The following is a 25,786-nucleotide window of genomic DNA, read 5'->3' as shown; positions in this document are numbered from 1 at the left end:
AGCTAACGGGTCGGCAGAACCGACCCGTTTTTTAACTTAATCCCACCAGATGTCGACCAGTTCGCTGACCTGGACATCCGTCATGCCGCGCGCTTCCAGCCATTTGCGCACGACTTCGCGATCTTCCTCGGTGCATTTGCCGATCTGCTGGCGGAACACCAGCCCTTCCCAGGCCTGGTTGCCGCTCCCGCCGAAGGCGAGACCGTTTGGCTCGATTGCCTCGTTGATAAGCTCGTCGACCGTGGTATTGATCTGCTCATCCGTGGCGCCTTGCGGGAAACGCCAGGTTACCGTAAAGCCCAGTTCCTGAAATTCGTCGATGTGCATCTTCTTACGCAGACGACGGCTACGGTTCTTCGCCATTATTTTACTCTCCCGAACATTAAGTCCCATACGCCGTGGCCAAGACGATGGCCACGCTGTTCAAATTTGGTCACCGGGCGTGAAGCCGGGCGCGGTACATAATCCTGAGTCGGGGACAGGTTCTCATATCCTTCCACCGAAGACATTACTTCGAGCATATGTTCAGCATAAGGTTCCCAGTCGGTCGCCATATGGAAGACGCCGCCGGGCTGTAATTTGCTCAGAACCAGCTGCGCGAACGGCGCCTGTACGATACGGCGCTTATTATGGCGCGCTTTGTGCCACGGATCCGGGAAAAAGAGCTGCACCATATGCAGCGAGCCGTCCGGGATCATTTTCTCCAGCACTTCCACCGCGTCATGACACATCACCCGCAGGTTTTCGACGCCCTCTTCATGGGCGGCGCTCAGGCACGCGCCCACGCCCGGCGAGTGCACTTCAATGCCTAAAAAATTCTGCTGCGGATTGGTTTTCGCCATCTCCACCAGCGACGAACCCATGCCGAAGCCGATTTCCAGCGTGACCGGCGCGTCGCGGCCAAACAGCGCGACGAGATCGAGCGGCTCTGCGCTATATTCAACGCCCATCACCGGCCAGTAGTGGTCCAGCGCGTGCTGCTGCCCTTTGGTCAGGCGCCCCTGGCGGCGGACGAAGCTGCGAATACGGCGCAGCGGGCGACCGTTTTCATCAAATTCCGGTGAAATGACGTCGTTATTCATGGCGATTAGTCTGTTTGAGTAGTGGTTCAGGAAACGGGCATTATCCAAAGATAGTTGCCCGATGCAAGCACAGGAAAGTTCCTGTTTACAGCCTGCAGGGCGTGTGCTGGAATCACAACCCCTGATTTCTTCAAGCCGGAAGCCACGCGTTAATGATGCAGGCACAGCAGTTCTCCCGCCAGGTGCTCGACTGGTACGATAAATATGGGCGCAAAACCCTTCCCTGGCAGCAGGAGAAAACCCCTTACAAAGTATGGCTCTCGGAAGTCATGCTGCAACAAACGCAGGTTACCACCGTTATCCCTTATTTTGAGCGGTTTATGGCGCGCTTTCCTGACGTGACGGCGCTGGCTAACGCGCCGCTCGACGATGTGCTGCACCTGTGGACCGGCCTTGGCTACTACGCCCGCGCCCGCAATTTACATAAGGCGGCGCAGCAGGTGGCGACGCTGCACGGCGGCGCATTCCCCGAAACGTTCGAAGAGGTCGCCGCGCTGCCGGGCGTCGGGCGCTCCACCGCAGGCGCGGTGCTGTCGTTGTCGCTTGGCAAACATTTCCCTATCCTCGACGGCAACGTGAAACGCGTGCTGGCGCGCTGTTACGCGGTCGAAGGGTGGCCGGGTAAAAAGGAAGTGGAAAACCGCCTGTGGCAGATAAGCGAAAGGGTGACGCCCGCAGAAGGCGTGGCGCGCTTTAACCAGGCGATGATGGATCTCGGCGCGATGGTCTGCACCCGCTCGAAACCCAAATGCGAGATCTGCCCGCTCAATAATGGTTGCGAGGCGTTCGCCCACCAGAGCTATGCGAAGTACCCCGGCAAGAAGCCCAAACAAATGCTGCCGGAGAAAACCGGCTATTTTCTGCTGCTGCAGCATGAAGGCTCGCTCTTTTTACAGCAGCGCCCGCCGGTGGGCTTATGGGGCGGTCTGTACTGTTTCCCGCAGTTTGAGAGCGAAGCCGCGCTACGGGAATGGCTGGACTCGCGCGGCATTGCCGCAGACGGCCTGACGCAGCTCACCGCTTTTCGCCACACCTTCAGCCATTTCCATCTGGATATCGTGCCGATGTGGCTTGGCGTGCAGCAGACCGCCGCCTGCATGGATGAAGCGTCGGGTCTCTGGTATAACTTAGCGCAGCCGCCAGCGGTGGGCCTCGCCGCCCCCGTAGAGCGCCTGTTACAGCAAGTGCGCGCAGAGCCGGTGGCGTCCCGCCCCGTTCGCGCCATTCATGAGGATTGATGATGAGCAGAACTATTTTTTGTACTTTTCTTCAGCGCGACGCCGAAGGCCAGGATTTCCAGCTCTATCCGGGCGAACTGGGTAAGCGTATCTATAACGAAATCTCGAAAGAAGCCTGGGCGCAATGGCAGAAGACGCAGACCATGCTTATCAACGAGAAAAAACTCAATATGATGAACCCGGAGCATCGCAAGCTGCTGGAGCAGGAGATGGTGAATTTCCTGTTTGAAGGCAAAAATGTGCACATCGAAGGCTACACGCCGCCGGAACAACAGTAAGGGCCTCTGGCCCTTTCATTTAACCCAACAGCACGCCCGGAATGATGAAAAAAATATTTGCGCTCGCTTTGATTGCGCCGTTGCTCATCTCCTGTTCCAGCAAAAAAAACGCCGAAAACGCCTATAACGAGGCCTGGATTAAGGACACCAACGGGTTTGACATTCTGATGGGCCAGTTTGCCCATAACATTGAAAACATCTGGGGATTTAACGAAGTTTTAATCGCGGGTCCGAAGGACTACGTGAAATACACCGATCAATACCAGACACGCAGCCACATTAACTTCGACGACGGCACCATTACGGTTGAGACGATCGCCGGGACCGAGCCCGCGGCGCGCCTGCGTCAGGCGATTATTACCACACTGCTGATGGGCGACGATCCGGGCTCAATCGATCTCTACTCTGACGTTAACGACATTCAGATCTCCCGCGAGCCGTTCCTCTACGGCCAGGTGGTGGATAACACCGGGCAACCGATCCGCTGGGAAGGCCGCGCGTCGAAATTCGCGGACTACCTCCTGCAAACGCGCCTGAAGAGCCGCAGCAACGGCCTGCGGATTATCTACAGCGTGACCATTAACCTGGTGCCGAACCACCTCGACAAGCGTGCCCATAAATATATCGGCATGGTGCGGCAGGCCTCGCGCAAATATGGCGTGGATGAATCGCTGATCCTGGCGATTATGCAGACCGAATCGTCATTTAACCCCTATGCGGTCAGCCATGCCGACGCGCTCGGGCTGATGCAGGTGGTGCAGCACAGCGCCGGTAAGGATGTTTTCCGCTCCCAGGGCAAATGGGGCACGCCGAGCCGCAGCTATCTGTTCGATCCGCAAAGCAACATCGATACCGGCACCGCGTATCTGGCGATGCTCGACAATGTGTATCTGGGCGGCATCGCCAACCCGACCTCGCGTCGTTACGCCGTGATCACCGCCTATAACGGCGGCGCGGGTAGTGTGCTGCGCGTGTTCTCAAGCGACAAAGATCGGGCGGTGAATATCATCAACCAGCTGTCGCCGGGCGATGTGTACGAGACGCTGACCAGCCGTCATCCGTCGGCGGAATCGCGGCGTTATCTCTACAAGGTGAATACCGCGCAGAGGATGTATCGCCGTAAATAAGCGTGTCGATGGTTTGAGTGCGTAGCGCTGGTTTGGCGGGTGATGGCGGTTCGGTGGGTGCGCTGCGCTTACCCACCCTACAAAAGACGGATAATCTGTTATCTGGTGGGTGCGCTGCGCTTACCCACCCTACAATAGCGTTTGGCTGAATCGTAGGGCGGGTAAGCGCAGCGCACCCGCCTTTTTTAATGCCGCATCACCAAGGCAGCGCCGCCAGCAGCCAGCTCACCGCCAGCAAATCCGCGCTGCCGCCGGGGCTTAAGTTGCGCGCGATAAGCGCCCTGTCCATCTCCCGCAACGCCTCGTCGTCCCAGCCGCGCGCCAGCAGATTGCTCGCGTATTCCTGCACGTAACGCAGCCCCGCCAGCCCCCCGCGTGACGCCAGATTGGTATCCGGATTAACCGCCATCAGCCGCAGCAGCGCCTGCTGCAACCCCCTCTCGCCCTGCGCGTGCGGCCAGAACGGCAAAACGTGGCGGCGCACCGTCGCAAAGCCGCTCTCCACCTCGCCGCGCGCGCCGGTCAGGCCAAACTGCCTGTACAACCGCTCCCCCGCCGTCGCCGCCCGCCGCCCATGCGCCAGCTCGCGCGCCACCAGGCCGCATGTCAGCGCGCTCACCATCATACAGAGCGTGGTTTGCGTCAGCGGTTCACCCTGCGCCGCCAGCCGGCCCGCGGCGGCGCACAGCAGGCCGAGCGAGAAAATGCCGCCCTTATGCGTATTCACGCCGCCGGTGGCGCTGAACATCGCCTGTTCACACGCGAGCCCCGCCGGGCGCAGCCGCCGCAGGATCTCGCTGTCCGGTTGACCAGCGTCCTGCGCGCCCTGCTGATAAAACACCCGCAGCCACGGCGCAATCGCCCCGATGCTGGCGACAAACAGCGCGTGATCCATATCCCGGTGCGCGCCGCTATTGGCGCGGTCCACCAGCCCCGGTTTTGGCGTCAGGTTCAGTTCGGCGTACAGCGCCGCCACCGCGAGCGACGGCACATCAGGCAGACGCGCCGGGCGCGGATCAGTCGCGGGCAAACCAGTCATCGATCATCTTCTCCACGCGTCCGACCACCTCTTCCAGCGGATGACGACGCGAACGCGCGCAGGCATGCGCCGGTTCATCGCACAACAGACAGCGCCGCCCCGGACGGTCGAGCGACGCGCGCCCCACCTGGCCCGCCTGCGGACAGTGAATGTCGAAATCCCACAGCCTGCCGAGCGGATGCGTCTGCTCAAGCGCCACGCACAGCGCTTTGATCTCGCTCGCCGGGTGCGCCACGCTCCAGAGCGCCGTCGGGCCGGTATGCGCGTGAAACACCTCGTGCGCGCGCCACGGCCAGCGATGCTGCCAGAGCAGTTGATCGCAGGCCTGCACCGCCACCGCGAACGCGTTGCGATAGCGCACGCTGTCTTTCACTGGGCCAGGGGTGACCAGCGAGAGCGAAATGACCGGCTGGCCGTAGCGGGCAAGCCACGCCTGCTGGCGACGGGCGCGCGTCTCTTTCGCCGCCAGCAGCTCATCAAGCGTGACGCCCGGATTCACGGGCGTATCAAGTTCCATACGTTACTCCTTAACCTGACGCACCACGTCGATGACGCTGCCGTCGCGGTAGCGCACCACGCCGACGATGCGGTCGGTGAATTCAATGGGTTTCGGCTCGCCGGCGATCGCCACGGCGCGTTCGCACAGCGCATGAATATCGACAACGTTTAGCCCCGCGGCGACCAGACGTTCACGCACCTCGGGCCGCGCCGGGTTAACCGCAATGCCGTGATCGGTAACCAGCACGTCAATGCTCTCCCCCGGGGTCAGGCGGGTGGTGACGCGTTTGACGACCGTTGGAATACGGCTGCGCAGCAGCGGCGCCACCACAATCGTGAGATTCGCCGCCGCGGCCACGTCGCAATGCCCGCCGGACGCGCCGCGCATCACGCCATCGGAGCCGGTTATCACGTTGACGTTAAAACCGACGTCGATTTCCAGCGCGCTCAGGATGACCACATCAAGCTTGTCGCAGCAGGCCGCTTTGCTGGCGGGGCTGGCGTAAACATTGGTGGAGATTTCGATGTGCTTCGGGTTGCGGGCCAGCGACGCCGCCGCCTGGCTGTCAAAGCACTGGGTGTCGAGCAGCACCTCGATCAGCCCTTTTTCATGCAGATCCACCAGGCTGCCGGTAATGCCGCCGAGCGCGAAGCGCGCTTTTATGCCGTGGCGCGCCATTTTCTCGCCCATAAAGCGCGTGCAGGCGGTGGATGCCGCGCCGGAGCCGGTCTGCATCGAGAAGCCGTCGTTGAAATAGCCGGAGTGTTCGATAACGTCGGCGGCGTAGCGGGCAATCATCAGCTCGCGCGGGTTGCTGGTGACGCGCGCCGCGCCGACGCTGATTTTCGCCGGGTCGCCCACGCTCTCCACCGGCACCACGAAATCCACGCGATCCTGCGACAGGCTCGCGGGCATATTCGGGTACGGCGCCAGGGTTTCGGTCAGCAGCACGACGTGGCGGGCGAACTGCGCATCCACCATCGCGTAGCCGAGCGAGCCGCAGCAGGATTTGCCGTGGCTGCCGTTGGCGTTGCCGAATTCATCGCTGCACGGCACGCCGAGAAACGCCACGTCAATCTTCAGCTCGCCATCCTGCAACAGTTTGACGCGCCCGCCGTGGGAGTGGATCTGCACCGGCTCCGCCATCAGCCCGTGGGAGACCGCCTCGGCGAGTTTGCCGCGCATGCCGGAGGTGTAAATCCGCGTAATAACGCCGCTTTGGATATGCTCAATCAGCGGATCGTTGCAGGTCATCAGCGAGCTTGACGCCAGCGTCAGGTTTTTAAAGCCCATCTGCGCGAGCGTCGCCACCACCTGGTTTATCACCCGGTCGCCTTCACGAAACGCGTGGTGAAAGGAAATCGTCATGCCGTCGCGCAGGCCGCTTTTGCGCACCGCCTCTTCCAGCGACGCGCACAGTTTACGGGTGTGTTTCTGCTCATCATCCGCCAGCCATGGCGTGGCGGTGTGGGCGGTGTCGAAGGGTGTGAGGCTGCGCAGGTGCGGAAACTGTACATGCAGAAGTTCTGTCTGGTTCATGATTCTCTCCTTAACGGCGCACGCCGGAGGCGGCGGCGCGTTCCAGCACCACCTGCGCATGGTTGATAATCGGCGCGTCAATCATCTTGCCGTTGAGCGACACCACGCCAAGCCCGTTGCGCTCGCCCTCTTCGGCGGCGGCAATCACGCGGCGGGCGTAATCCACTTCCTCCTGCGTCGGCGCATAGGCGTTGTGCAGGAGATCTATCTGACGCGGGTTGATAAGCGATTTGCCGTTAAAGCCCATCTTGCGAATAAGCTCGACCTCTTTTAAAAAGCCCGCTTCGTCATTGACGTCAGACCACACCACGTCGAACGCGTCGATCCCGGCGGCGCGCGCCGCATGCAGCACCGCGCAGCGGGCGTAGAAGAGTTCCGTGCCGTCGCCGCGCTCGGTCTGCATATCCATCACGTAATCGAACGCCGCGAGCGCAATGCCGATAAGGCGCGGGGAACTGCGGGCGATCGCCACGGCGTTAATGACGCCTACCGCCGACTCAATGGCCGCCATGATGCGCGTCGAGCCAGGCTCGCGCCCGCATTCGCGCTCAATGCGCGCCAGGTGGCCTTCCAGCTCGTCGATATCCTCCGGCGAGTCGGTTTTCGGCAGCCGGATCACGTCGACGCCTGCGCGCACCGCCGCTTCGAGATCGGGCAGCCCGAACGGCGTGCTGAGCGGGTTGATGCGCACCACGGTTTCGATATCCCGGTACATCGGGTGTTGCAGGGCATGGAAGACCAGCAGGCGCGCGGTGTCTTTCTCGCGCAGCGCCACGGCGTCTTCGAGATCGAACATGATGGCGTCAGGCCGGTAGATAAACGCAGTGGAGAGCATGGCGGCGTTCGCGCCGGGCAGAAACAGCATACTGCGGCGAAGTTTGCTCATTTGAGCGCCTCCCAGCGCAACGGCTGCGCCTCGCAGGCGCGCAGTACCGCGCTTTGCAGTCGGGCGCGGATAACGCAATCCAGCGCGCCTTTATCCTCGATAATCACCAGCCCTTCGTACACCTCCATGGCCGCGAGCGTCTCTTTCACCACGCGGCGGATCTGGTCGCCGAACTGCTTTATCACATCGCTGTAGATTTCAATCTCCAGCTCGCCCGCCGCCGGGGCGATTTTCACCATCAGGTCGCTGGACTCGGCGGTCCCCGCCAGCGCCTCCTTGACTATCTTCATTACGGTTGTCCTGTCAGATAAGAATTCAGGCCACTTCAGCGCGATAACGTTGCGTAAGAAGGGCGTAAGTGCTGTCCGGCACCCGTTCGCGAATCGAAGAAAAATGCTGCGCCCTGAGCAGGCGGCGCACTTCGGATGCGGAAATCGCCTCGCCCGCGGCGTGGCTAAGTCGTGGAATTTCGATAACGTCTACCGGCGGCGCGCTCACCGGCGCGCGCTCAAGCCACGTGTGCATGGCCTGGTTGTAGGCGCGCGTCACCGGGCAGAACGGCTCGCTGCCGACGAAGCGTCGGTTAATGCCGAGCGCCGGCGCGATATAGCGGCGGAAAATCTGCAAATCCAGCCCGCTCCAGGCCTGCTCCACCAGCCCGCGCTCCTTGAGGAAGTAGCCCGGAAAGGTGGCGCGTGAAATGAGATACGCCGAGCCTTCGTGCACCGTGACGTTCGGCAGATGCGCGACGCCTGCCCGCACCATCGCGAGCCGTTCGCGGTAAGGGAAAAACGACGCCTCTTCGCGCACCACAAAGAGGTGCAGCCAGTCACTCGCACTCGCCGCCTGTTCGGCCAGAAAACGGTGGCCGAGCGTAAACGGGTTGGCGTTCATCACTACCGCGCCGATACGCGCGCCGGGCTGTTTCAGCCTGCCGAGCTGCTGGCAGTAACGGCGGATGCCGGAGGGCGTGTTTTCAAGAAGCGCCGCGATGTCGTCGCACTGCGCGAGCGGCCAGAAGCCGCAGCGGCGAAAGCGCTCCAGGTTGTACGGACGCGTGCAGAGAAACAGATGAAAGTGGCCGAGGCTCATCGCCAGGTTTTCCACCTCTACCAGCAGACGGGCGCTAAGGTTTTCGCCGCGCCAGCGCTCATCCACCGCCACGCCTTTAATCACGTTGCCCGCAAGCCCCGCGCAGCCCGCGATATCGCCCTGCGCCACGGCAACCACGACATGCGTGACGTCCTCATCCATCCCCAGTTGATGGCTGGCGAGAAACGCCGCGACGCGCGTTTTCTCCTGCGGCTGGCGGGCGAGCGCCACGGTGACCAGTTCCAGATTGCTCATACGTCCGTCCGGCTTCGCTTAGTGGGCAGGCGCCGGTTGCGCGACGGGCGCTTCGGCTATCACATTGCACAGATGACCGATCCGCTCGATCTCCACCTCGATTTTGTCGCCCGGCTTCATAAAGAGCGGCGGCGTGCGTTTTTTACCGACGCCGCCAGGCGATCCGGTGATGATCACATCGCCTGCGCTTAAGCGGGTGAAGGTGCTGATGTACTCGATAAGCTCCGCCACGCCGTGGATCATGCTGCGGGTGTTGTCATCCTGCACCATGCGTCCGTTAAGCCAGGTGCGGATGGCGAGCTGGTGCGGATCGGGGATCTCATCGGCGGTTGTCATCCACGGGCCGAACGCGCCGGTCTGCCGCCAGTTTTTACCCGCCGTAAACCAGGTGTGCTGCCAGTCGCGCGCCGAACCGTCCATGTAGCAGCTGTAGCCCGCCACGTGCGAGAGCGCCGCCTCGCGCGCGATGTTCTCGCCGCCGCGCCCGATGATCACCGCAAGCTCCCCTTCGTAATCAAACTCGCTGGAGTGGCGCGGTTTGAGCACCGGCGCGTTATGGCCGGTCTGCGAATCGGGGAAGCGAACAAACAGCGTCGGCGCCGGGTTGTGCTGGTCAAACTCTTTGCGTTTCTCGGCGTAATTCATGCCCACACAGAGGATCTTCTCCGGCTGTTCGATAACCGGTAAAAACATCACGTCGCTGAGCGCCATATCGGCGGGCGCATCGGCGTAGCCACGCGCCTTGTCCAGCGCGTCCTGCGCCAGCAGCGTTTTGAGATCCGCATAATGCGCCCCGAGACGAGAGCCGAGATCCACCACGCCTTTATCCGTGACAATGCCGTAGCTGCGGCGGCCCTGATGGAGATAACTCGCAAGTTTCATAACAACGTATCCTGAGGATTAAATAAGGAAATTGCTCAGCACCAGCAGGGAGAGCGAGACGTTAATCGCGCCGCCGATGCGGGTGGCAATCTGAGCGAAAGGCATTAAGGTCATGCGGTTGCCCGCAGTAAGAATGGCGACGTCGCCAGTACCGCCCTGCCCGCTCTGGCAACAGGAGACGATGGCCACATCAATCGGATGCATGCCGATTTTCTTGCCGACGAAAAAGCCCGTCGCCACCAGCGCCGACACGGTGCTGACAATCACCAGCAGGTTGTTGAGCGTAAAGGCGTGCATCAGCTCTTCCCACGGGGTGATCGCCACGCCGACGGCGAAGAGGATCGGGTAGGTGACTGAGATCTGGAAGAATTTGTAGACCACCTGCGAGCCTTCCAGCAGGCGCGGAGAAACGCCATGCGCCAGCTTGATAAAGACCGCGATAAACAGCATGCCAACCGGCGCAGGCAGGCCAGTCAGTTTATGGCCGAGCATACCGAGCATGTAGAGCAGGACCGCCAGCAGCGCGCCGGAGGCAATAGTGGTGACGTCAGCCTTGCCGCTAAAGGCGGTGGCCAGCGTCTGGGTTTGCGGTTTGTCGCCGCGATCCGGCATCAGTTCGCCTTCGCCGGTCAGGTGCGGGTAGCGTTTGCCAAGCTGATTAAGGCAACCGGCGATGATAATCGCGGTAAGGCTGCCGAGCATAACGATAGGCAGCACGCGGCCCAGCGCCACGCCCTGATCCATATGCAGCAGCGTCGCGTAACCGATGGAAAGCGGGATCGCCCCTTCGCCCACGCCGCCCGCCATGATAGGCAGGATCAGGAAGAAGAAGATCTGGAACGGATCCATGCCCAGCGCGATGCCCACGCCCATCCCCACCAGCATGCCGACGATTTCGCCGCACAGCATCGGGAAGAAAATGCGCAGAAAGCCCTGAATCAGCGTGGTGCGGTTCATGCTCATGATGCTGCCGACGATAATGCAGCAGATGTAGAGATAGAGAATGTTGGTGGATTTATAGAATTTGGTGGTGGATTCCACGACCACATCCGGCAGCCAGCCGTAATAGACCAGCGCGGAGGGGATGAAGGTGGCGCAAATCGCCGCCGCGCCCATTTTGCCGACCACCGGCAGGCGCTTGCCGAACTCGCCGCAGGCGAAGCCGAAGAACGCGAGCGTGGCGACCATCACCACGATATCGCTCGGCAGTTTGCCGCCCAGGCAGTCAATGGCGATAAGCGCGCCGGAGAGGACAAACAGCGGCAGTGGAATAATCCCGATTTTCCAGGAATCCATGATATGCCACCACTTTTCTTTCAGTGATATTGGCTTCGTATCAGACGGGGTGCGGGGTACAACGTAAGAATCATCGGTTGTGCTCATTGTTATTAAGCTCCGTAGTTATATTTCCCGTTAAGCCTAAAAGAGGTTACCCTTACAATTTGTGAGGAAGGCCGAATCAATACCGGTAATTTAATGGCACCTATGGCGTTTATGGTTTTAATTAACACGATGTGATCCACGCATAATTTACAGGCGTGGTTTTTATGGCGTTTATTCAGCGCGGCCTTTTTTCGGCCTAAAAACGTAACGCGGGTAAACAGTTACCGCCGCGCGCTATGCCATGTGCAGGGGATCACAAGTTTCAGGCGCCGTTCCGGTAAGCGCCTGAAAAAATGGTACAGTTCTCTACTGTTTGCATTCCGGCGCGCCAATGAATGATGAAGTTTTCCTTTCGTATTAAGTTATTTATTCATCTCATCATATTCTTCTCCGTATTGTTTACGGCGCTCGGCGTTTATTATTATCTCGACGTCAGCCGCCAGCTTTATCAGGAGATGAGCAGCCGCGCGAGAATACAGGCGGAAGAGATTTCTCTCATTCCGTCATTACGCGAAGCCGTCAGGCAACGTAATATTCCGGCGATTAATACCTTTATGACGGGCATGGCGCGTCACAGCGACGCCAGCTTTATGGTTATTGGCGATGAGAAAGGTCTGCACCTGTTTCATTCTGTCTTTCATGACCGCATCGGCACGCCGCTTATCGGCGGCGATAATCAGGAAGTCCTGGAAGGCAAAACCATTACCAGCATTCGCCGGGGCGGGCTTGGGGTGTCGCTGCGCAGCAAAGCGCCGATTTTTGACGAGCAGGGTAACGTCATCGGCGTTGTCTCGGTCGGCTATCTGACCAGCTATCTCGACACCATTACGCTTGGCAAAGTGGTGAATATCCTGATTGGCGCGCTGCTACTGCTGCTGGCGCTGTTTATCTTTTCGTGGTTCTTCACCCGCAGCATTAAAAAACAGATGTTTTTTCTGGAGCCGCGAGAAATCGGGCTGCTGGTGCGCCAGCAAAAGGCGCTGATGGAATCCATCTACGAAGGCGTTATCGCCATCGACGAACATTCGCGCATCGCGGTGATTAACCGCGCCGCCAAGCGGCTGCTGGGGCTGAACGTGTCGTCGCGTTCGCTGCGCGGGCAGCCGCTGGAGGCGGTACTGAACCCGGTCTCTTTTTTCTCGCCGCAGGTGATGCTGGAAAACGACACGCATGATGAGATTTGCGTGTTCAACCATCTGACAGTGATCGCAAGCCGGGTGCGCATTCTGCTGGAAGGCGAGCTGCAGGGCTGGGTGATTACGTTTCGCGATCGCAAGGATATCGACAGCCTGAGCGTGCAGCTAAGCCAGGTGAAACGCTACGCGGATAACCTGCGCATTCTTCGCCACGAGCAGTTGAACCGGATGTCGACGCTCGCGGGGCTGCTGCATCTGGGCCATTACGACCAGGCGCTGGGCTATATTCAGGCCCAGACCGAGCATACCCAGGAGCTGCTCGATTTTATCTCCGGGCGGTTTCGTTCGCCTACCTTATGCGGCCTGCTGATTGGCAAATGCGCCAGAGCGCGGGAGAAAGGCGTGACGCTGTCCTTTGATCCGGCCTGCGAAATGGCGCGCGCGTTCCGCGGGCTTGGCGAGGCGGAGCTGATTTCGGTTATCGGCAATCTGCTGGATAACGCCATCGAAGCCACCCAGCGCGCTGAAGCGCCGCACGATCCGGTCGAGGTATTGATCCGCCTGAATGAGCGAGAGTTGATCATCGAAGTGGCGGATCGCGGTGTGGGGATCGCGCCCGCGCTTCGCGACAGGATCTTCGAGCCGGGTTTTACCACCAAACGCCGCGGCGATCACGGTATCGGCCTGCATCTTATCGCCAGCTATGTGAAGCTCGCGGGCGGGACGCTGGAAGTATCAGTGAATACGCCGCGCGGCACGATTTTCTCACTTTTTATTCCTGACGCGCCTGACGTTCGTCCGGCCCAACCGCAGGGAGAACCTGATTATGCCACCTGAGATGACCGACGTACTGATTGTGGAAGATGAAAACCAGCTGGCGGCGCTGCACGCCGAAATGGTGAAGCAGCACCCGTATTTGCGGCTGGTGGGCATGGCGGCGACGCTCGCCGACGCCGAGCGGCAGATCCGCGACAAGCGCCCACATCTGGTGTTGCTGGATAATTATCTGCCGGACGGCAAAGGCATTACGCTGACGGAGAGCCTGACGCTCAAGAACAGCGCCTGTTCGGTCATTTTCATTACCGCCGCGAGCGACATGGACACCTGTAGCCAGGCTATCCGCAACGGCGCGTTCGATTATCTGTTAAAGCCAGTGTCGTGGAAGCGCCTGAACCACTCGCTGGAGCGCTTTGTGCAGTTTCGCGAGCAGCAGCGGGTGTGGAAGATTGTGGATCAGCAGAATGTGGATTCGCTGTATCAGTTGCAGGCGCGTAGCTTCCGGCCAGACTCCGGCGCAAAGGGGATTGAGGAGAGTACGCTGACGCTGGTGCAGCGGCTGTTTGTAGACAGCCGCGAGCAGATTTTTTCAGTTGATGACGTGGTGAGCGCGACGGGCCTAAGCAAAACCACCACGCGACGGTATCTGGAGCACTGCGTGGAGAGCGGGTTTCTGACGGTGGAGATGTTATACGGCAAGATTGGGCACCCGCGGCGGCTGTACCGCCGGGCGGATGGAGAAGCGTGATTTTTGGTTTTTTATGGCAGGTATGGTTTTTCGGCGGGGCCGGTTTTATGGCGGGTGCGCTGCGCTTACCCGCCCTACGTAAAACGACGCCCTGATTGTAGGGCGGGTAAGCAACGCGCACCCGCCATCCCATAACGCGCCCCGTCCAATAACGCCTTACGCCCGCAACATATACCCGTACAACCGCTTAATGCCGTCCGGGTCGGTCTGGCTGTAAACGCCCTGCAACTCCGGCGAAAAACCCGGTAACAGGTTCACGCCCTCTTCCAGCGCCAGGAAATAACGCAACGCCGCGCCGCCCCATACTTCGCCTGGCACCACGCACAACACGCCCGGCGGATACGGCAGCGCGCCTTCCGCCGCCACGCGCCCTTCGGCCTCGCTCAGACGCACCAGCTCCACGTTGCCGCGAATGTATTCGATATTCGCCTGTTGCGGGTTCATCACCGCCTGCGGCAGCTCCGCTTTACGGAACATCGCGCGCTGCAACGCCTTGACGTCAAAACTCACGTACAGGTTATGCATCTCCTGACAGAGCTGGCGCAGCGTGTAGCCTTTATAGCGCACCGGGTATTTCTGGCAAATCGTCGGCAACACGTCGGCAAGCGGCGTGTCGTCTTCAATATGCTGCTCGAAGCGCGCCAGCATCGCGACCAGATGCGCCATCTTCTGCGCGCTTTCGGCGGGTGTGAGCAAAAACAGGATCGAGTTAAGATCCGCTTTTTCCGGCACGATGCCGTTTTCTCGCAGGTAATTGGCAAGGATCGCCGCCGGGACGCCGAAATCGCTGTACTCGCCAGTTTCGGCATCGATACCGGGCGTGGTGAGTAGCAGCTTGCACGGGTCCACAAAATATTGCTCGCGCGCGTAACCGGCGAAACCGTGCCACGCCGCGCCCGGCTCAAAGCTGAAAAAGCGTCGCTCGCGGGCAATCGCGTCTGTCGGATGATCCTGCCATGGCCGCCCCGCCACCGTATCCGGGATAAACGGTTTGATCATCCGGCAGTTGGCGATGATCGCCTTACGCGCCTCGATCCCAAGCGCCACGCACTCGGCCCACAGCCGCTTGCCGCTCTCCCCTTCGTGGATTTTGGCGTTCACATCCAGCGCCGCGAACAGCGGATAAAACGGGCTTGTCGAGGCGTGTAGCATAAAGGCGTTATTGAGCCGCTTGTGCGGGCAAAAACGCGCCTGACCGCGGATATGGTTATCTTTTTTGTGGATCTGCGACGTCTGCGAGAACCCGGCCTGCTGTTTATGTACGGACTGCGTGACGAAAATCCCCGGATCGTTTTCATTGAGATCCAGCAGCAGCGGCGAGCAGTCGGCCATCATCGGGATAAACTGTTCGTAGCCGACCCACGCGGAATCAAACAGGATGTAGTCGCAGAGGTGGCCGATTTTATCCACCACCTGACGGGCGTTATAGACGGTGCCGTCGTAAGTGCCGAGCTGGATCACCGCCAGACGGAACGGACGCGCCTCCTGCGCGCGCGACGGCGCCACTTCGGCAATCAGCTCACGCAAATACGCTTCGTCGAAACAGCGCTCGTCGATCCCGCCGATAAACCCGAACGGGTTACGCGCCGCTTCGAGATAGACCGGCGTGGCGCCGGCCTGGATCAGCGCCCCGTGATGGTTCGATTTATGGTTATTACGATCGAACAGCACCAGATCGCCCTGCGTCAGCAGCGCGTTGGTCACGACTTTATTGGCCGCCGACGTGCCGTTCAGCACGAAATAGGTTTTATCGGCGTGAAACACTTTCGCGGCAAATTTCTGCGCGTGTTTGGCGGAGCCTTCGTGGATCAGCAAATCGCCCAGTTTGACGTCGGCGTTGCACATATCGGCGCGAAACACGTTTTCACCAAAGAAATCATAAAACTGCCTGCCCGCCGGGTGCTTTTTAAAGAACTCGCCGTGCTGGTGGCCAGGGCACGCGAAGGTGCTGTTCTGCATCTCCACATACTGTGTGAGCGTGTCGAAAAACGGCGGCAGCAGATTTTCTTCATACGCGAGTGCGGCGGTTTCAAGCGCCAGGAACTCTTGCGACGTTCCCGTGAGCGTGCCGCTGACCGGCGCGTCGCAGCTTTCGCCGTTCTGAAGATACACAAAAACCGGCAGGTTAAACCCGGTGCGCTTAAGCAGCGCGAGAATGCCGCTGCGCGTATCGGCCACAGAGAGCACCACGGCGGCCACGTCGGTAAAGTCGGTGCCATCGAGCCCCACCACATCGCGGGACGTCGAAAGCAGAGGAGCCACGGCGTGGCTGGCGGCAATTTTTAACGATTTCATAAGCACAAAAACCCTGAGTGTCGGTGTAAGCGCCTTCGGGCACGGCAACGGGACGGTATCCCGGCGAAACGATGATGGCCTGACTGGTTACCAGCTCCGACCGCGAGACATCAGTAAAAGCAGAACGCGCCTGGTTTTACTGTTGTCCGGCAGTGAGCGTACGGTGGCCTCACCGCATGGTGGGCATGGGGAAGTATGGCGGACAGACATGACGGGCGCGCGGCATTGTGCAATGTCGCGAAGAAATGACGGCTGATAGCAAACGCGCGGTCATAGCGGCATACCCTGTCTGGTGGAGAAAAGTCGCGCAATCATGTCACCTTACGCCGCGCGGGGCAAGGCAGCGCGGAGAGAATATCGCTTTTTTAAGCATGATTTTAATCCGCTCGTTTTTTATCATTTTGATTATTATGAGATTAAATAAACCGTTAAAATAAGTAAGCATAAGACACGCATAAAAATGCCTTTATCAGGCGCGCTTTTCTCCACCTGACATCGGGCTTATGCTGACCCCCATCGCGACACAGACTTAAGCAGGAGCACAATGTGGTAACCGGACCTTTTATCAATGCGGCGGCAGTGCTGCTGGGCGGATTGCTTGGCGCGGCGTTAAGCCAGCGGCTTCCCGAGCGGCTGCGCAGTTCGATGCCCTCCATTTTCGGGCTGGCGTCGCTCGGTATTGGCATTTTGCTGGTAGTGAAGTGTGTGAACCTGCCGGTGATGGTGCTCTCGATGCTGCTCGGCGCGCTGATTGGCGAGCTTTGCTACATCGAAAAAGGGATCGTGAATCTGGTGCATGGCCTGAACGGCGTGGCGCGCCGGTTACGGCCCGGTAAAAACGCGCGGCCCGCGCAGGATAATTTCGTCCAGAGTTTTGTGGCGATCATCGTGCTGTTTTGCGCGAGCGGAACCGGCATTTTTGGGGCGATGCGCGAAGGCATGACCGGCGATAACAGCCTGCTTATCGCCAAGGCGTTTCTTGATTTTTTTACCGCCACGATTTTCGCCACGACGCTTGGCGCCGCCGTCGCGGCGATCTCCATCCCGATGCTGCTCATCCAGCTAACGCTCGCCGCCGGCGCGGTATTTATCCTGCCGCTGACGACGCCCGCGATGATGGGCGATTTCACCGCGACGGGCGGTCTGTTGTTGCTGGCGACGGGCCTGCGCATCTGCGGCATCAAGATGTTTGCGGTGGTCAATCTGTTACCTGCGCTGTTGATTTCTATGCCCCTTTCAGCGCTCTGGACGCGTTTCTTCGCGTAACGCGGTGAAATGACTATTTCGCAAACAAAGTGGCGCAGGAATGGGCGGATGGCGCAGAATTCGCGGAATTTCGTTGACGTCGAAAGGTGAATCGGGTTTAATGCGCCCCGTTGCCCGGATAGCTCAGTCGGTAGAGCAGGGGATTGAAAATCCCCGTGTCCTTGGTTCGATTCCGAGTCCGGGCACCATTCATTTAAAGAACCCGCCCACAAGGCGGGTTTTTGCTTTTGGCGAGCCGGACTCTTCATCGAACTGCGTTCGATTCACTCGTCGCATCCCTGCGACTCGCCCTGCGGGCAGCGCGGTGCGCTGTGCAAAAACGCTCCCGGCGTTTTTGTCCGGTCCGGGCACCACTCATTTAAAGAACCCAGCCTATGGCTGGGTTTTTGCTTTTTGGGAAAATGACTCTCCCGCGAACACGTTCGATGATTCGCTGTATGAGGTTTAAGGGTTCGGCAAATTGCTCAAAGAGTGGCAAGCGGCGGAAGGTCTACATCAAAACGGGCAAGCCACCGGGCAGTTGAGCTGCCGTCAAAACGGATTTCACCGGCAATCGATCCATAACCCATACTATCCAATTCTGGTGCCCGAATAGGTTTAAGCACCTTATTCACTTTCACGTACAGTTCAGGGTATGGGTTATCCTTAACCCAGCCTAACTCCGGCCATTCTCCCGCGCGGATAATAACGCCAGTATCATAGTTTATTATTTCAATCGGCGGGTTACTGAGAGCGCTACGTAAATACTGAATCCCACCCAATTTACTTAGCCATTCATTGCTAAAAAAGGTATACCAGTTAACGGAGCGTAGGCCCGTCCTTAACTGTTTGTCGGTACGTCCACCTGGAATATCTATACCAATGAACTCCTGAGCAAGATCATATTCTAAATGTTGGTATCGTTCTTCCTCCTGACATTGCTGCACACCTAAACCCATTAAACCATGGACGGGATCTAAAATCGTGCAAAACCGGATGAGCAAATTTTTAAGTTCTTCCTTTTTTACTAACTCTGCAACTGGTAAATAAAAACAAAAATAACTCATACGCCTATGAACCATTTCATACCAGCCAGCCGGAGATCCAGCGCTTACCGAGTAGTCACTGGCATAACGGAACCCTTTATCCGAATACCAGTGAAAATAAAAATCATCACCAAAACTGTCAGCGATTACTCCTTTCAATTTTTTAGCTAAGGCTGCGTTGTAATTTTTATCTTTATTAGGATCATCAATATATCCCCACTTTAATTTCGCACCGAACTCATTGTGGTACAGTTGCCAGGCTTCAGCAATTCTGGCCCGGTTTTCTTTGGTATATCCTTTATCCAGGTAAAACCATGCCACTAAACCCACCTGTAAGGCGTTATGATGTTCCGGGTCATCCTCCGCACCGTAAGTAAAATCGTATTCGGCCTGCTTAAATTTCTCAAAAAAATCCATTTATCCGCTCCTTAATCGGGCCAGTAAACAAAATCCTGAGCTTGCTTCAGGGTAAATGTATTTGATGGCTGTTCTTCAGGTTCAGCCGCCGTCGCCATGCCGAGGCCGCCTGCTGGCAGCAAAAAAGTAGTTGCCGTTCTGGTATACCGCACCGCAGTCCCGGCAATCATGCCCGTCAGGCTTTCTCCCGTCGCTACAGCTACAGCGGCAGCTCCCACGCCTGCCGTGGCGGGTATAACAACCATTTGCCCCCCAGCAATGCCCCGAGAAACCCGGGGGCTCGCTCCCGCTCCTGCACCTGCCAGGCGATGACCCTGGCATCTTGCTGTGGTTTTAAGATATTGACCTCCATGCCCGCAGGGGGCACCCAGTAGTCGCCGGCAAGCTGGTAGAAATGGTGTTGTACCTGGCGAAACTCCTCGTGCCATATTCGATTTTCAGGTAGCTGCCGCCGCCGATAAGCGTGATGCGCTTATTGCCGACAAAGGAAATATCGAGACCAGCATTTTTAGTACAATGCTTTTATTTTTAGTTTTGTTTAAATAAAATGCTTACATATTAAAATTAACCTTAGCCACCATACTTGATGAAATGAATATAAATATTTTTATCACCAACAACTCCTACCTTCTCGTCATCCTCCGTAGACGTCCTTAGCTGGATAACAAAAATTTGGCTCTCTTTAGGCAAACACTGGTCATTATTTAATTTACCTTTTAAACAATAATAGTCATCCCCCATCCAATAATCCAATTCACTTTTATCATAGGGTGTCCTCAATTTATTATCTATAAAAAGTATGCTGTCGCAGTAATTATTGAGAGGAGCCCAATCATTAATAATACCTTCACTAAAACGTAACCACATTCTTTTTAAAGAAATTCTCGACAAAGGCGCATTGTCAACTACTACCACCGTGGACTTACAAGTTTCCCCCCAGATGTCATTATATTGACTTTGCTGGTAGATGTTGCTTACCCCCCCTTGCCTTAGATAAAAAACATAGAACACATAAAAGGCGCATGTTACTATGAAAACAGACACCAAATTTAATTTCCTCATGCTAGTTCCCTTCAACCCAAACGCTAAAATTCGCCTCATTAATAAATGGCTTGAAGCCATAGTGCTGGTAACGTTGCAAGATAAACCATGAGCAAAACCAAGGTATAACTTCAAACCCTTTACCATTCATATCTGCTATATCAAGGCCAAAATGATCCTGAATGCAAAATGACAGTCGTGCTTTGAAAGTTACGCGATTTGGCATATCAACGTTAGCATCAAAAACATCTAGTTCATCAATGTATATGTTTGTTGAATATGTATCATGAATAGTGATGCCGAGTCCATTAACCCAATCGTAATCATCAAATTTTGGAAGCTTTATTCGGCTCCCTATGTCGTTAGTCAAACTCTTCAGATCCAACCTGGATAATGATTTAAAATTATTTTCATTTAATCTGTTACTGATCTGGTTTTTAATTTCATCAACGCATAGCTTAGTGGTCTTATGCTCTAAAAAAGCTTTATTAAGAAGCTCATGCTTCAATATCCCGCCTTCATTCCGTCTAAATTTTTCAAGCATAATTCTAATCAACGGAGAATATTCCCCCCAAGCAGTCCATTCAGCCATATCGTCCATTGTGGCGAAATGCTCTTCCAATGTTTTTTCAAATTTAAAGAAAGTCTTCTTAAGCTCCTTACCAGAAATATTGATCTTGTTTACCTTTCCCTGCTCAAGGATCTGCTCTTTGGTTAAATCACCGTGTCGCATATCATCAACCGTGAAATCATTCATTTTTTTATGCTTAATACTATTAGCACTGGAATAGATGAGCCGGCGCTCTGCTTTCTGTAGTTGAATAATCAGGCCTCGGGGATCGAAATGCCAGACCTGGCCAGTTAACTCGCTCTGAATACTAGCTGGCAGTTTTTCAAAAAAAGATAACGCCTTCACATATTCCTTTAGGGCCGTGTAACTATTATCATTCATGGGTTCAGAGAGCGACGTATTTGGCTTTTTTAACCATGAAAATCGTGCATCAAATGATGAAAAGTCCCACTCCAGGGGAAATTTACAAATAAACCGGGTGAAATTCGTATACCGTTTCTCCCGAGCTTCTTTTACTATTTTTGAATTGCATTGGCTGTCTGGGGTTAAATCATCGTCTACAAGAATCCATCCGGCCCAGTCCGGGAAATCAGCATCTGTCCAGGTCTTAATTTTAGGTGAGGATACATCCACCCATCCCTCGCCGCCAGGGTAAATCACCTTAACCCACTCACTGTATATTTCATATCCTCTGATGACCGGTGTAGGCTCGCAAATATAGTCCACAGCTATCGCCGTTTCTCCCACTAATTCGTAACTTTCATCAACCTTACGCATCGTCCGTGTTTTCGAGCCTTCATGGACAATATAGAGATCTATGGAGGTGTGACAAAATGGGAAGAGTGATAATTCATAAGGCGAGTTTCCATTATATACAGGCGTTGCCACAGGAAAATAAAAGTAGCGATTACCGTAGCGAGATGCCACTCTACTCGAAGCACTAATGTCCAGATAGCCGCGGTCACGACCACAAATTACCTTCAACATTTCAGCAGAGCAGCATATCTGAAAATGGTAAGCGTTACGTCCACCAACCATACCTGTAGTGCCAATAATCTGCCCCCGTCTGACGTTAATACCAGACTTGCTCAGAATTTCGGGGCGCACCTGTTTCATATGCATTGTGAGTGAATAAAACACGCAGGTTTCCGGAATTTCACCAATCAGCATTTCATGGCGGATAAGCACACAACCGTTATCCGTAGCACCCTCATAGTTGAGAGGTTTCGTGCCTCGTTGCTCTAATGAAGCCGGATAGGTTGCCCAGACAACCACACCATCAGCAACCGCCCTCAGCGGGTTAGCGAACACGCCTGAATCAGTATGAGGAATGTGAATTCCGCCATGCCATGACTCAACGCCATTTACAGGGAAACCCCGAGCCGGGTCGACAGGCATAGTGCGCATAACCCAGGAGGCATAATCTTCATCATCCTTACGGGGAAATAAAATTGGCGGTGAAATATGCATTAGCGAACTCCTTGCTTATGAAAATAAAAATGCGTTGAGTGGCACAGGCATTTCCTCAACGCTATTGTGTGAAGGCAAATCAACGGCCATCGCAGTAGCCGCCCCCACATACGTTCGCGGCACCCTGCGCAGATACACCGCGGTCGTGCCATATTCGATTTTCCCTTGTTCTATTTTCAGGTAGCTGCCGCCGCCGATAAGCGTGATGCGCTTCTTGCCGGCAAAGGAAATATCGCGGGTGGAGGTCATCGTCAGCGTCTTCTGGGCCGCCAGGCTCATCCTGCCGTTCTGTGCCTGCATCTCGACGGGTCCCTCGCTGGATTTCAGGCTCAGCGGGCCGGTGTGGGCAAACAGGCCGAGTTTGTCTCCCGTCAGCGCTGTCATGTTCCCCATCACGCCGACACTGATATCGCCCCCGGCATTGATGGCCACGTTTTTCGCGGCGGCAAGCTGCATATGCTCACCGCTGGTAAACGCCACGCCTTGCGGGCCATGGGCATGAATCATCTGGTTAAGCGGCTTGAGGCGCTCGTTAAACATGACGGTCTGGCTGGCGATATCCGCCTGTAATGCCTGCGCCTGCTCTGCGGCGCGACCAAGCTCTTCAATCTGTTGCAGACAAAGCGTGATCTCTTTCAGGGCCGTTTCCATGTCCAGCACTTCGCCTGCGGCTCTGGCCTGCCCTTCGGCGGTGATGAACAGCCCTTTCGCCACGCGAATGACGCCATACTCATCGGTACGCAGCTCAAAGCCCGCGCCCCGCGGTTTTCCCTGCGCGTCGACGACATGCCCCTCATTAAGCTGTGACGCGCCATAAGGCGTGGTCAGCGCGATATGCTCTTCGCCGCGCCGGTCTTCCATGCGTAGCTCGTTGTCGCCTGCGGTACGCAGAATGTTCTGGCTACGGTTGTCGCGATTCACCACATCCGCATGTTCAGAATCGTGCAGCGCATGGGCGATGTAGGGCTGATCGATATCGCCATGACGCCAGGCGATCGCGACCTCCGTACCGTCGATAAGCGGCATATGCCAGCCTGCGTCCTCGGCGGTATAAGGCTTCGCCATTCTCAACCACGCGTAGCCAAAACCTGGATCGCTGTCGCTGCGGTCAACATCAAGCCTGACCCGGTAACGACCATACTCATCAAGATGAGCGTAGATATCGTGTTTTTCCCGACTTTCCACATGGGCGGGCAGCGTTCCGTGAATTTCAGGGCGCGGCGGGCAATCCGGGCGAAAGCCGTAACGCTCAGTGTACGGTTGCCCCCACACCGAAACATGCAGCCGGGAGTCACGCGCGCCCCGGTATGTCAGCAGGGTCATCAGCACGCCATTTTTCAGCGCGGTGATGACATCACCCAGGGGTTCCAGCACCTGGCCGGGCGCCAGATGTGGCGCGTTGCTGAAAAGATGCAGGCGGGTTGATTTGTTCAGTTCACGCTCATGGTCAATGCGCGCATAAAATGCGCCGCTCTCCGTCGCGGGTTCAGGATCGTGCTCGTCCCCCTCTTCGGGATAGATGTCGCCATAGCGGTAATGCTCGCCTGTCGTCACCGCCTCACTGCGCACAGCAACCTGCGCCTGCATGGGCGATGTGGCGCTACGGTAGTTATAACGGTTCACATGAGCCAGCCCTGATACGACGGTGTGCCAGGTACGCACGCCCCAGACGCTTTCTTCCGCCGACAGCCCGGACGGCTCCCGGTAAGGCAACCGGATATCGAATTCATACTGAAGTTGCGTGTCGCCAAAAATCACCACATCGAGTTCTGTCGCGTCGTTCATGACAAAGCGAAACCAGATGCCCACTTCGGCCAGGATCCGCTGAATAAATTCAAGGTCGGTTTCCCGCCACTGGGTAATGATGTCGCGGCACGGATATTCGCGAGAAAGCCGAAACGCAAAATCCGGCCCTTCCAGGCCATGCGCCCGCAGTACCTGTTCGACGACTTCAGGCACGGATTGATTCTGAAATATGGCGCAGCGACGGGTGCGGGAGAGTAAAGCGAGACGGGATTGCAGCGTGACCGCATAATGAGACTGGTCAGCGTTTGTCGAAAGCCACTCAAAACGGGTAATGACACCGTAAATAGTTTTTCGCCCATTCATATCAAAACGGGCATATTTCATCAGAACATCTTTACGCTGAACGGTCTGCGGCGCGGTAAATTCAATTCGCCATGAGAAGGCTTCACTCAGCCCCTCTCGCCCTTTGAATATCAGCACATCAGGTTTTATCGGGCAGTCATTAATATCAAGATGGTAGAGCGATAAAGAAAGAGCGCTGGTGATTGCTGTATGTTCCATTCGCTTACATGTCCCTGTAATAATTACGCTTGCGGCGTTACCCCCCTCAAAAACATAAAAATTATTCTGTTTAAATTACGTCATAAAAACAAGCCACTCGCCGCTAACACGCGTTATCACAGCAGCCACTTTCGGAAAAGGACACAGATGAAAAGGAGTATAATTTGAATTTTAATACGCTATTGCGGCGATGTTTTGATAAAAGGATTAAGTCGGTACTTTCCTGCCACCATCATAAAAAACAGTCAGATGTTTTTATATATTAATAAATTTATTTTATTGTTTCTGTCATTTAAAAATAGGATTTTCCGGTCAGGTGATGACGACAGCGCTACGCGCCTCACCCCCCTCTGTTTTACGCTAACCGTAACGGTGAATGAAGCGAGCGCTACGACCTCACCCCTCACCCGTGTTATCTCTTACTCACCGGCAAACCGGCGCGCTCAACAGTAAACCTGGCCATAACGCGGCCCAGTCGGAGCCATGATCCATGCCCGGCACCACTTCAACCTGCGCGCAGCGCTCGCCCACGGCGTTTTGAAAACGCCTGGCGACGGCGGGCGGCACCGTGCTGTCATCCGCGCCGCTGAAATGCATTTGCGGCAGGTTTGCAAGTTTCACAGCCACGTCTGCCGCGCTTTGCGCATCCGGCATCGCGGAAACGCGGTGCAGCGCATTGACGTAAGCGACATCGAGGTTCCCCGCCACCGTGCGCAGCGAAACCACGTCCGTGCGCCGCGCCGCAAGCAGCGCGGCAATGTTCCCGCCCCCGGAATAACCCACCAGTTCAATGCGGGCCTGCGGGTAGCGCTGCACAACCTGACTTACGACTTTATCCGTGGCTTCAACGACGTTTGATGAGAAGCGTTTATCAGTCCAGAGATGAACGTTACAGGCGGACGGTAACGGCGGCCCGATAAACTGGCACGGTCGCGCCAGGTACAAAATGTTACCGGACGGGTCGGCCGCCGCCAGCGTCAGGCCAAGAGGGTTATGCGGCGTCGGGTCATCAGAGGGGCGCGTGCGGCTCACCCAGGCAAAGCCATCTCCCTCGATGTAGACCCGCAGGCGCGTAACAGGCGGCGTGATACGCTGCCAGGTAAGAAGAGGTATTCCGTTCGCGGATATCTCCTCACGAATGAAACCACGATTTTTTGCGAGCTCGCTCGCACTTTCACGATAATCCCGGCTGGCGCATCCCGCGAACAATAAAGCCATACCAATCAATAATACACGCGTAAAAGACAGGTTTTTTTTCGCCATTTTTCTTATCCGCCAGAATTATATTTAACCGAAACTCTAAAGTTCCTTATTGGGTGCGCCGAAAATAGTTAAGCCTCGCTTATCGTTTTCTTTGCCAGCAAATGTGTATCGCGCAACGGAATGTAAGCAGACAAATCGGAACGTAACACATAACGGCTCTTTCCCTTAAC

At 56.5% G+C, this 25,786-nt stretch carries 23 protein-coding genes and 1 tRNA gene; 7 read left to right on the top strand and 17 right to left on the bottom strand.

Annotated features, from left to right (window positions below):
- Positions 1-36 precede the first annotated feature (36 nt).
- Both AB8W27_RS03175 and trmB read right to left on the bottom strand, forming a co-directional pair.
- Positions 37-363, bottom strand: coding sequence for a YggL family protein (locus AB8W27_RS03175; protein WP_007764112.1), 327 nt, complete (start codon positions 361-363; stop codon positions 37-39).
- Positions 363-1,082, bottom strand: coding sequence for a tRNA (guanosine(46)-N7)-methyltransferase TrmB (gene trmB, locus AB8W27_RS03170; protein ID WP_032806787.1), 720 nt, complete (start codon positions 1,080-1,082; stop codon positions 363-365). The genes AB8W27_RS03175 and trmB overlap by 1 nt, the downstream gene beginning before the upstream one ends.
- A gap of 155 nt (positions 1,083-1,237) precedes the next feature.
- Here trmB and mutY point away from each other — a divergent pair, with 155 nt between their 5' ends.
- From mutY to mltC, 3 genes are read left to right on the top strand one after another with little or no spacing between them, the layout of a single operon-like run.
- Positions 1,238-2,320: an A/G-specific adenine glycosylase gene (gene mutY / locus AB8W27_RS03165; RefSeq protein ID WP_282913975.1), complete on the top strand. Its 1,083-nt coding sequence runs from the start codon at positions 1,238-1,240 to the stop codon at positions 2,318-2,320.
- A 2-nt stretch (positions 2,321-2,322) separates the two neighbouring features.
- Positions 2,323-2,598: an oxidative damage protection protein gene (locus AB8W27_RS03160; RefSeq protein ID WP_007674938.1), complete on the top strand. Its 276-nt coding sequence runs from the start codon at positions 2,323-2,325 to the stop codon at positions 2,596-2,598.
- A 44-nt stretch (positions 2,599-2,642) separates the two neighbouring features.
- Entirely contained in the window at positions 2,643-3,725 is a 1,083-nt protein-coding gene (gene mltC, locus AB8W27_RS03155; RefSeq protein ID WP_041923928.1) for a membrane-bound lytic murein transglycosylase MltC, read from the top strand.
- A 196-nt stretch (positions 3,726-3,921) separates the two neighbouring features.
- On the opposite strand, the gene citG is transcribed toward mltC, so the two are convergent.
- The 8 genes from citG to AB8W27_RS03115 are packed head-to-tail and all read right to left on the bottom strand — an operon-like array spanning position 3,922 to position 11,300.
- Positions 3,922-4,764, bottom strand: a complete 843-nt coding sequence (citG, locus tag AB8W27_RS03150; RefSeq protein ID WP_041923929.1) for a triphosphoribosyl-dephospho-CoA synthase CitG — start codon at positions 4,762-4,764, stop codon at positions 3,922-3,924.
- Positions 4,742-5,281 carry a citrate lyase holo-[acyl-carrier protein] synthase gene (citX, locus tag AB8W27_RS03145; protein WP_015742497.1) on the bottom strand — a complete coding sequence of 180 codons (540 nt, stop codon included), beginning with the start codon at positions 5,279-5,281 and terminating at the stop codon, positions 4,742-4,744. The genes citG and citX overlap by 23 nt, the downstream gene beginning before the upstream one ends.
- A 3-nt stretch (positions 5,282-5,284) precedes the next feature.
- Positions 5,285-6,802, bottom strand: a complete 1,518-nt coding sequence (gene citF / locus AB8W27_RS03140) for a citrate lyase subunit alpha (protein WP_015742498.1) — start codon at positions 6,800-6,802, stop codon at positions 5,285-5,287.
- Between the two features lie 10 nt (positions 6,803-6,812).
- A complete protein-coding gene (gene citE, locus AB8W27_RS03135) occupies positions 6,813-7,688 on the bottom strand; it encodes a citrate (pro-3S)-lyase subunit beta (protein ID WP_015742499.1) in 876 nt (291 codons plus the stop codon).
- The gene (gene citD, locus AB8W27_RS03130) at positions 7,685-7,978 is read right to left on the bottom strand and encodes a citrate lyase acyl carrier protein (protein WP_004388224.1); all 294 of its coding nucleotides are present in this window, start codon (positions 7,976-7,978) and stop codon (positions 7,685-7,687) included. Before citD ends, citE begins: the two co-directional genes overlap by 4 nt.
- Before the next feature lie 25 nt (positions 7,979-8,003).
- Positions 8,004-9,035, bottom strand: a complete 1,032-nt coding sequence (gene citC / locus AB8W27_RS03125) for a [citrate (pro-3S)-lyase] ligase (protein WP_007764131.1) — start codon at positions 9,033-9,035, stop codon at positions 8,004-8,006.
- 18 nt (positions 9,036-9,053) lie between these two features.
- Positions 9,054-9,917, bottom strand: a complete 864-nt coding sequence (locus AB8W27_RS03120; RefSeq protein WP_015742500.1) for a fumarylacetoacetate hydrolase family protein — start codon at positions 9,915-9,917, stop codon at positions 9,054-9,056.
- An 18-nt stretch (positions 9,918-9,935) separates the two neighbouring features.
- A complete protein-coding gene (locus AB8W27_RS03115; RefSeq protein WP_015742501.1) occupies positions 9,936-11,300 on the bottom strand; it encodes a 2-hydroxycarboxylate transporter family protein in 1,365 nt (454 codons plus the stop codon).
- Positions 11,301-11,638: 338 nt separating this feature from the next.
- Between AB8W27_RS03115 and AB8W27_RS03110 the strand changes: the two genes are divergently transcribed.
- Both AB8W27_RS03110 and AB8W27_RS03105 read left to right on the top strand, forming a co-directional pair.
- Positions 11,639-13,273, top strand: a complete 1,635-nt coding sequence (locus tag AB8W27_RS03110) for a sensor histidine kinase (RefSeq protein WP_041924209.1) — start codon at positions 11,639-11,641, stop codon at positions 13,271-13,273.
- A complete protein-coding gene (locus AB8W27_RS03105; RefSeq protein WP_041923930.1) occupies positions 13,263-13,961 on the top strand; it encodes a response regulator in 699 nt (232 codons plus the stop codon). Before AB8W27_RS03110 ends, AB8W27_RS03105 begins: the two co-directional genes overlap by 11 nt.
- A gap of 156 nt (positions 13,962-14,117) precedes the next feature.
- Here AB8W27_RS03105 and AB8W27_RS03100 read toward each other — a convergent pair whose 3' ends face one another.
- On the bottom strand, positions 14,118-16,256 hold the full coding sequence (locus tag AB8W27_RS03100; RefSeq protein WP_015742504.1) for an ornithine decarboxylase: 2,139 nt from the start codon (positions 16,254-16,256) through the stop codon (positions 14,118-14,120).
- A 546-nt stretch (positions 16,257-16,802) separates the two neighbouring features.
- On the opposite strand from AB8W27_RS03100, the gene AB8W27_RS03095 reads away from it, so the two are divergent.
- Both AB8W27_RS03095 and AB8W27_RS03090 read left to right on the top strand, forming a co-directional pair.
- The gene (locus AB8W27_RS03095; RefSeq protein WP_015742506.1) at positions 16,803-17,522 is read left to right on the top strand and encodes a DUF554 domain-containing protein; all 720 of its coding nucleotides are present in this window, start codon (positions 16,803-16,805) and stop codon (positions 17,520-17,522) included.
- Between the two features lie 112 nt (positions 17,523-17,634).
- A tRNA-Phe gene (locus AB8W27_RS03090) sits at positions 17,635-17,710 on the top strand.
- A 276-nt stretch (positions 17,711-17,986) separates the two neighbouring features.
- Here AB8W27_RS03090 and AB8W27_RS03085 read toward each other — a convergent pair.
- The 6 genes from AB8W27_RS03085 to AB8W27_RS03060 all read right to left on the bottom strand — a co-directional run bounded on the left by AB8W27_RS03085 (position 17,987) and on the right by AB8W27_RS03060 (position 25,616).
- Positions 17,987-18,964, bottom strand: a complete 978-nt coding sequence (locus AB8W27_RS03085; protein WP_015742507.1) for a type VI immunity family protein — start codon at positions 18,962-18,964, stop codon at positions 17,987-17,989.
- Between the two features lie 11 nt (positions 18,965-18,975).
- On the bottom strand, positions 18,976-19,209 hold the full coding sequence (locus AB8W27_RS03080) for a hypothetical protein (protein ID WP_041923931.1): 234 nt from the start codon (positions 19,207-19,209) through the stop codon (positions 18,976-18,978).
- Between the two features lie 325 nt (positions 19,210-19,534).
- Entirely contained in the window at positions 19,535-20,026 is a 492-nt protein-coding gene (locus AB8W27_RS03075) for a hypothetical protein (protein ID WP_015742509.1), read from the bottom strand.
- 1 nt (position 20,027) lies between these two features.
- Positions 20,028-22,046 (bottom strand): DUF3289 family protein, encoded by a 2,019-nt coding sequence (locus tag AB8W27_RS03070; RefSeq protein WP_015742510.1) that lies wholly within the window; start codon positions 22,044-22,046, stop codon positions 20,028-20,030.
- Between the two features lie 15 nt (positions 22,047-22,061).
- Positions 22,062-24,353: a type VI secretion system Vgr family protein gene (locus AB8W27_RS03065; RefSeq protein ID WP_015742511.1), complete on the bottom strand. Its 2,292-nt coding sequence runs from the start codon at positions 24,351-24,353 to the stop codon at positions 22,062-22,064.
- A gap of 423 nt (positions 24,354-24,776) precedes the next feature.
- Positions 24,777-25,616, bottom strand: a complete 840-nt coding sequence (locus AB8W27_RS03060; RefSeq protein ID WP_015742513.1) for a S9 family peptidase — start codon at positions 25,614-25,616, stop codon at positions 24,777-24,779.
- Positions 25,617-25,786 lie beyond the last annotated feature (170 nt).

The sequence above is a fragment of the Cronobacter turicensis genome, assembly GCF_041222865.1.
Classification (GTDB): Bacteria; Pseudomonadota; Gammaproteobacteria; order Enterobacterales; family Enterobacteriaceae; genus Cronobacter; species Cronobacter turicensis.
The sequence above is the reverse complement of the archived record's forward strand: the minus strand, read 5'-3'. Positions and strand labels throughout refer to the sequence as shown.